Source organism: Mycobacterium sp., assembly GCF_049281135.1.
In the GTDB taxonomy this organism is placed as follows: Bacteria; Actinomycetota; Actinomycetes; order Mycobacteriales; family Mycobacteriaceae; genus Mycobacterium.
The window spans coordinates 1-6,931 of sequence record NZ_JBAPRN010000530.1 but is presented as its reverse complement, the minus strand read 5'-3'; the positions used below and the strand labels follow the sequence as shown (position 1 = coordinate 6,931).

Sequence of the window (6,931 nt, the reverse complement as noted above, 5' to 3'; positions counted from 1 at the left end):
GTGCGTGAGCGCGGCGGTGGTAATGGCCGTGCTCGGATTGCGGTCGTTGGTCCGTCCCGCCGGCACCGGCACCGTCGGGCTGATCATGCGCTCGGTCGCGCCGCCGCAGCTGGCCGGCGCGATCATGCTGGCCGCCGGAGGCGCGGTGGCATTGGCGGCACCGGCGGCAACCGCACTGCCGGTGATCTGCGTGTGCATCGTCGGCGCCCTCGGTACCGTCGCCGCGGGCTCGTATCAGACCGCGCGCTACGCATTGCGCCGCGAAGAGGCCGAGGCCACCTGTAGCGGGTCCTGTGCGGCCTGCACGCTGGCCTGCCACTGACCGGTACACCCTGGTGCTGAAAAAGCTCTCGGCGCTGCCGATTGACACTTTCCTGCTGGCCATGGCCGCCACGGTCGCGCTGGCGGCACTCTTTCCGGCCCGCGGCGCCTTTTCCGACGTCATGTCGGTGGCCGCCAAAGTGGTTATCGCGCTGCTGTTTTGGCTGTACGGCGCCCGGCTGTCTCCGCAGCAGGCCTGGCAGGGCGTGAAACGGTGGCAGTTGCATCTGCTGGTTTTGGCCACCACATTCGTGGTCTTCCCGTTGCTCGGGCTGGCCGCCCGCGGCCTGGTTCCCTGGCTGCTGCACCTCGACCTGTACAACGGGCTGCTGTTCCTGTGTCTGGTCCCGTCGACCGTGCAGTCCTCGATCGCCTTCACCTCGATTGCGCGGGGCAATGTCTCGGCCGCCCTGGTCAGCGCATCGCTGTCCAACATCGTCGGGATCGCGCTGACCCCGTTGCTCGTCGTGCTGCTGATGAACACCCGCGGCGGAGCCCAGATGGACGCCACCGCGGTCCGCGACGTCGTGGTGCAACTGCTGCTGCCGTTCGTGGCGGGTCAACTGATGCGGCCGTGGATCGCCGACTGGGTTGCCCGGCACACGGTGTTGACCAAAGCCGTCGACCGGGGCTCGATCCTGTTGGTCGTCTACACCGCGTTCTCGATGGGCATGGTCGAGCACATCTGGCGCAGCGTCAACGCCTGGCAACTGGCGATCGTCGCGGTGGTCAACGCGGTGCTGTTGGCCGTCGTGCTGGCCTTCACCTGGCTGGTCGGTCGGGTGGCCGGACTGGATCGCGGTGACAGCATCGTGCTGCTGTTCTGCGGCTCGAAAAAGAGCCTGGCGTCCGGTCTTCCGATGGCGCTGGTGTTCTTCCCGGCTGCCACCGTCGGGGTGATCATGTTGCCGCTGATGATCTTCCACCAGATCCAGCTGGTGGTGTGTTCGGTGATCGCGAGCAGACTGTCCCGCGACTCGCTCGACGACGAGCCCGCCGTAGCCGCCTAGTTGCGGCTGATGTCGATCGGGTGGGTCGCCAGCATCGCCAGCGGCTGCGGCTGACGGCGCAGCACCCGGCCCCACAGGTCCACCCGCGGCTGGACGAGAACGTCAGAGGGCAACGCCGACAACACGATCCAGTCGTCGCGCTCGATCTCACCCTCGAGCTGGCCGATGGTCCACCCGGAGTATCCGGCGAAGATCCGCACACCCTCGACCAGCGGGCTGATCGACTCGGGGTCGGCGTCGAGATCGACCATCGCCATCCGGCCGGCCACATGGCGCAGACCCGGCACGTCGTCAGGAACCGCACCCACCCGCAGCACCGCCAGGCACAGCGCCGCATCGCGTTTGACCGGACCGCCGATGAACATCGTCTTTGGTTTCGCCGCTATCTGCGCCCACTGCGGCAACACGTTGTAGACCGCGGTCTCGCTGGGACGGTTGAGCACGACGCCCAGCGTGCCCCCGTCGTTGTGCTCGACGATGTAGATCACGCTGCGACGGAAGGTCGGCTCGAGCAGATCCGTATTTGCCAGAAGCAAGGTGCCCGCGCGCACTCGATGTGCGGCGGGGGCAATATGGTCTTCTGGATCTTCGGACTGCGCCACCATCCCATCATGGCATCCGCGCCCGACGACCGTGGCGAACAATCATCGCGCTGCGAGGAATTTGTACTGTTGTTAACAGGCGCCTGACGCTCGGTTCGCGGCTGCCGGGCCCATGCCTTTCGGAAGTAGGTGCAGTGACTCATCCGCGCGCGGCGGTCGCTGTCTGGCGTTCGGTGCGCAGCCTGCCCGACTTTTGGCGGCTGCTGGAGTTGCGGACGGCAAGCCAGTTCGGCGACGGCCTGTTTCAGGCGGGTCTGGCGGGCGCGCTGCTGTTCAACCCCGAGCGCGCCACCCGCCCGCTGGCGATCGCCGGCGCGTTCGCGGTGTTGTTTCTGCCGTATTCGCTGCTGGGCCCGTTCGCCGGTGCGTTGATGGACCGCTGGGACCGCCGCCTCGTGCTGATCGCCGCCAACGTCGGCCGGGTGGTGTCGGTGGCGATCGTGGGAATCTGCCTGGCGGTCGGTGCCGGCAATGTGCTCGTGCTGTGCGGCGCGCTGGTGGTCAACGGCCTCGCCCGGTTCGTCGGATCGGGGCTGTCGGCCGCCCTGCCGGACGTGGTGCCCCGCGAGCAGGTCGTCACGATGAACTCGATCGCATCGGCGGTCGGCGCGGTCGCGGCCTTCCTCGGCGCCAACTTCATGCTGGTGCCGCGCGCGATCTTCGGCTCGGGCGACAGTGGCGCCGCGTCGATCATCTTCCTGGTCATCGTCCCGTTGCTGATCGCGCTGCTGCTGTCGCTGCGATTCCCGGCCCACGTGCTGGGTCCCGACGACACCTCGCGGGCGATCCACGGATCGGTCCTCTACGCCGTCATCACCGGATGGCTGCACGGTCTGCGGACCGTGCTGCAGCGTCCCACCGTCGCCGCCACCCTTGCCGGGTTGGCCGCGCACCGGATGGTGTTCGGCATCAACTCGTTGGTGGTGCTGTTGCTGGTGCGCAGCCGCGATACGGCCGCGGTCTCGGCGCTGGGCAGCGCGATGCTGTTCGTCGCCGCGGCCGGCACCGGGTCATTTCTGGCGAACCTGGTCACCCCGGCCGCGGTGCGCCGCTGGGGCCGCTACGCCACCGCCAACGGAGCCCTGGCGATCGCGGCGGCCTTCGAGATCGCCGGCATCGGTATGCGCCTGTGGGTGTTGGTGGCAGGCGGCTTCCTGCTGGGGGGAGCGGGCCAGGTCGTCAAGCTGTGCGCCGACACCGCGATTCAGATCGACGTGGACGACGTCCTGCGCGGCCACGTGTTCGCGGTGCAGGATTCGCTGTTCTGGGTGGCCTTCATCGCCGCGATCACCGCTGCGGCGATCGTCATCCCGAGCAACGGCCACTCTCCCGCGCTGATCGTGGCCGGTGCCGCGGTGTACCTGTGCGGGCTGGCCGTGCACAGTGTCGTCGGGCGCGCCGCGAATCGTTAAGGTACCCAAATGGCCGACCTGTCAGAGATCGTCGACGACCTACGCGCCGAAAGCGACGAGCTCGACGCGCTGGTCGGGCCGCTCGCCGACGAGCGCTGGGCCGCGCCGACGCCCGCCGCGGGCTGGACGATCGCCCACCAGATCGGGCACCTGCTGTGGACCGACCGCGGCGCCCTGGTGGCGGTCACCGACGAGGACGCCTTCGCTGACGTGGTGAAGACCGCGGTGGCGGACCCGATCGGTTTCGTCAACACCGCGGCCGATGAGCTGGCGGCCGTTCCGCCCGCCGAGTTGCTGGCCGACTGGCGGCTCACCCGAACCCGGCTGCACGATGCACTGCTGACCGTCGCCGATGGGCGCAAGCTGCCGTGGTTCGGCCCGCCGATGAGCGGTCCGTCGATGGCGACGGCCCGGCTGATGGAGACCTGGGCGCACGGCCTTGACGTTGCCGATGCTCTCGGCGTCACCCGACCGGCTACCGCCCGGCTGCGATCGATCGCCCACATCGGGGTGCGGACCCGGGATTTCGCGTTCGGCATCAACGGCCGGCAGCCGCCGAGCGATCCGTTCCGGGTGGAGTTGCGGGCCCCCGACGGCAGCACCTGGTCGTGGGGGCCGGCCGAGGCGTCGCAGCGGGTCACCGGGTCCGCCGAGGACTTCTGCTTTCTGGTCACCCAGCGCCGCCCGCTGCGCGAGCTGGATGTCACTGCCACCGGCGACGACGCGTCGCGGTGGCTGACGATCGCGCAGGCCTTCGCCGGGCCGCCGGGCGGCGGGCGCTAGTTAAGCGGGTTGCCGGGCGGACGGGCCAGGTAACCCTAACCTTATTTCCGGTAGGCTCACCGTTCGTTATGGGCCGAGACGAAGCACCGGTGATCCTGCCGCGGGAGCTGACCGAAGGACTCAGCGACGACGTCCGCGACGCTCCCCCGCCGCCCACGCCGGTGCTGGCCGAGCCCTACGCGCTGCGCCTGGTCGATCCAGACGCCGATGCGGAGATGGTCTCGCGATGGATGAACATGCCGCACCTGGCCGAGGCGTGGGAGTCGGCCTGGCCGGTAACGCGGTGGCGCGACTACCTGCGCGCGCAGCGGGCGGGCAGCTACTCCCGCCCATTCATCGGCAGCATGCACGGCGAGGACGGCGGATACGTCGAGGTTTACCGCGCGGCAAAGGATTCCATCGCGACGCGGTATGACGCCGATCCCTACGATGTAGGCCTGCACGCGGCCATCGCCGAGCTGTCGGTCGTCAACAAGGGCCTCGGCCCGTTCCTGCTGCCGCGCATCGTCGCGAGCATCTTCGAGGTCGAATTCCGTTGTCGCCGAATCATGTTCGACCCCGACCACCGCAACACTTCGGCGCGGCGGCTGTGTGAATACGCCGGCTGCGCCTTTCTCGGCGAGCACGACATGAGCAACCGGCGGATGGCGCTCTACGCGTTGCCCCGCACGCCCGCCGACATACCTGCGGCTCGCTAACCGCCGGCGAGCGGCGGTTCGGCAACCGAGATCGACGCTAGCGCGCCGGTCACTCGCACTTCTTCGCGCCAGCGTCCATCTCGCGAAAGCTCTGTCGCGAGGTCCGCTACCGGCCGTTCAGGTCGTGGTAACCGTCGTAATCGGGTTTCATTGCTGCGGCGACCAATTCCCACAGCACCTCGTCAGTGCCGCCGCCGACCCGGGCCAGCTTCATGTCCCGCCACCAGCGGCCGAGCGGTGTCTCGTCGACCAGATAACCGGAGCCGCCGAAGATGTGCATGCACTCCGACAGCACCTCTTCACCAAGCCTTGCGGCGGTGACCTTCACCGCGGCCGCGGCCCGCAGATCAAGTCGGCCCTCGGCCGCGATTCCGTTGAGCCCGTGGCGAAGTAGGTCGACGCGGGCTTGCAGATCGGCGAGGCGAAGCCGTAGCGCCTGGTGTTCGAACAGCGTCGAACCGAACTGCCGGCGCTCGACCATCCTCGCGTGGGTGATGCCGATTACGCGTTGGCATCCCCCGGCGACCTGCCCCGCGATCGACATCCGCTCGTGTGCCAATCCCCAGGAAATCGCCGCCAAACCCGTTCCGGGGCGGGCGATCAGCGCATCGGCGGACACCCAGGTGTCGATGTGCACCGCGGCGGTGTCCAGCGGTGCGGCGCCGACTTTGCGGTAGGGCACCTGCACGTCGGTTTGAGCTATCGGCACCGCGATCACCAACACGTTGCCGTGCCGGCTGGTCAGGTCGTGGTCCACGCCACGGGCCACCACCATGATGTGGTCGGCCACCGGTGACAGCGACACATACTTCTTGACGCCTCGGACCTCGAATCCGCCTCGAACAGAACGGACCTCGGTCTCCACGATCTGCAGGTCCGAACCGCCCGACTCCTCGGACGCGCCGATGCACAGCACCGCCTCGCCGCGGATGGCCTGCTCGCAGATGTCCTTGAGGTAATCCGACCGGGCGAAGCGGCGCAGGATGGCGATAGCCGAGTCGTGCAGGCTGACGCCGACGCCGATACCCGCCGAGCCGAGCCGCCCCAACGCGAACGCCAACGCGACGAGCTTGGGCACGTCGGGATGCTGACCATTGCGCCACTTGTGCGCGAACACGCCGTGCTCACCCAGATGCTCGATCAGTTTGCGCGGAAACCGTTCGCTGGCTTCGGCTTCCGCGGTCCACCTGACGACGTCGTCATTGAACACTGTGGCTAGCAGCGTGCGGTATTCGTCGATGCTCAGTTCCGCGGTCATGTGGTCACCGCGGTCAGGTTGCGTTTGACTTCCAGCCGCCGCAGCTTGCCCGACGAGGTGCGGGGCAGCGAACCCGGCCGGACGAACACCACGTTGGCGGGCACGATGCCGCACTCGGACGCCACCTTGGCGACCAGCTCGCTGCGGGCGCCGGCTTCGTCGGGGCCGCGGAATTCGGCGGTGATGACCAATCCCGGCCGGGTGGTGTCGTCGTCGGTGCCGACGGCCACCACGGCACCCTCCCGCACGCCGCGTATTTCGGCGGCGACCCGTTCGATCTCACCGGGAAACACGTTGCGGCCCGCGATCGTGATGATCTCCTTGGCGCGCCCGCAGACCACCAGACCGTCGTCGGTGAGGTAGCCCAGATCTCCGGTCGGGAACCAGGCACCAGGCTCCAGCGGGGCGTCGCCCAAGTACCCGGACATCATCGATGTTCCGCGGATCTCGATCTCGCCGACGTCGCGACCGGGCAGGTCGGCGGAGCGCTGCGGCGTCGGGCTGATCCGGATTTCCATCCCGGGGATCGGCTCGCCCAGAACCGCTTGCCGACGCAGGTCGGAATCGCCTGCGGCGGAACGGACTTCGTCGTAGAGCAGGCCGGTGCCCGGCGCGGGGATGGTGACCGCGCAAGTGGATTCGGCCAACCCGTAGGACGGCGCCAACGCGCCGGCGTCAAAGCCGAACCCGCTCAACGCATTCGCGAACCGCTCCATGCCGGCGCAGTCGACGGGCTCGCCGCCGTTGATCGTCACCCGCACCCGGCACAGGTCGACGTCGGACACCAGCCGGGCGTACTTGCCGATCATGCTGTACGCCATGTTCGGCGCGGCGGTCATCGTGGCGC

General features: G+C 68.6%; 8 protein-coding genes. 5 read left to right on the top strand and 3 right to left on the bottom strand.

Annotated features, from left to right (window positions below; all coding sequences use genetic code 11):
• Together WAN02_RS20935 and WAN02_RS20930 are read left to right on the top strand one after the other, a co-directional pair.
• Positions 1-322 (top strand): hypothetical protein (locus tag WAN02_RS20935; protein ID WP_422266134.1); only part of this gene is annotated, 322 nt, incomplete at its 5' end.
• 16 nt (positions 323-338) lie between these two features.
• The gene (locus WAN02_RS20930; protein ID WP_422266135.1) at positions 339-1,331 is read left to right on the top strand and encodes a bile acid:sodium symporter family protein; all 993 of its coding nucleotides are present in this window, start codon (positions 339-341) and stop codon (positions 1,329-1,331) included.
• Here the strand turns inward: WAN02_RS20930 and WAN02_RS20925 are convergent.
• Positions 1,328-1,936 (bottom strand): YqgE/AlgH family protein, encoded by a 609-nt coding sequence (locus WAN02_RS20925; protein WP_422266133.1) that lies wholly within the window; start codon positions 1,934-1,936, stop codon positions 1,328-1,330. The genes WAN02_RS20930 and WAN02_RS20925 overlap by 4 nt on opposite strands.
• Before the next feature lie 131 nt (positions 1,937-2,067).
• On the opposite strand from WAN02_RS20925, the gene WAN02_RS20920 reads away from it, so the two are divergent.
• The 3 genes from WAN02_RS20920 to WAN02_RS20910 all read left to right on the top strand — a co-directional run bounded on the left by WAN02_RS20920 (position 2,068) and on the right by WAN02_RS20910 (position 4,826).
• On the top strand, positions 2,068-3,345 hold the full coding sequence (locus tag WAN02_RS20920; protein WP_422266132.1) for an MFS transporter: 1,278 nt from the start codon (positions 2,068-2,070) through the stop codon (positions 3,343-3,345).
• Between the two features lie 9 nt (positions 3,346-3,354).
• Positions 3,355-4,128: a TIGR03084 family metal-binding protein gene (locus WAN02_RS20915; protein WP_422266131.1), complete on the top strand. Its 774-nt coding sequence runs from the start codon at positions 3,355-3,357 to the stop codon at positions 4,126-4,128.
• 68 nt (positions 4,129-4,196) lie between these two features.
• Entirely contained in the window at positions 4,197-4,826 is a 630-nt protein-coding gene (locus tag WAN02_RS20910) for a GNAT family N-acetyltransferase (RefSeq protein WP_422266130.1), read from the top strand.
• A 106-nt stretch (positions 4,827-4,932) separates the two neighbouring features.
• On the opposite strand, the gene mbtN is transcribed toward WAN02_RS20910, so the two are convergent.
• Both mbtN and WAN02_RS20900 read right to left on the bottom strand, forming a co-directional pair.
• The gene (mbtN, locus tag WAN02_RS20905; protein WP_422266129.1) at positions 4,933-6,084 is read right to left on the bottom strand and encodes a mycobactin biosynthesis acyl-ACP dehydrogenase MbtN; all 1,152 of its coding nucleotides are present in this window, start codon (positions 6,082-6,084) and stop codon (positions 4,933-4,935) included.
• Positions 6,081-6,931 (bottom strand): AMP-binding protein (locus WAN02_RS20900; protein WP_422266128.1); only part of this gene is annotated, 851 nt, incomplete at its 5' end. The genes mbtN and WAN02_RS20900, both read right to left, overlap by 4 nt.

Bases quoted from the DNA above. Each gene is read 5' to 3' on its own strand.
- WAN02_RS20910 (WP_422266130.1), top strand. From the start codon at position 4,197: ATGGGCCGAGACGAAGCACCGGTGATCCTGCCGCGGGAGCTGACCGAA.
- mbtN (WP_422266129.1), bottom strand. From the start codon at position 6,084: ATGACCGCGGAACTGAGCATCGACGAATACCGCACGCTGCTAGCCACA.
- WAN02_RS20925 (WP_422266133.1), bottom strand. From the start codon at position 1,936: ATGGTGGCGCAGTCCGAAGATCCAGAAGACCATATTGCCCCCGCCGCA.
- WAN02_RS20915 (WP_422266131.1), top strand. From the start codon at position 3,355: ATGGCCGACCTGTCAGAGATCGTCGACGACCTACGCGCCGAAAGCGAC.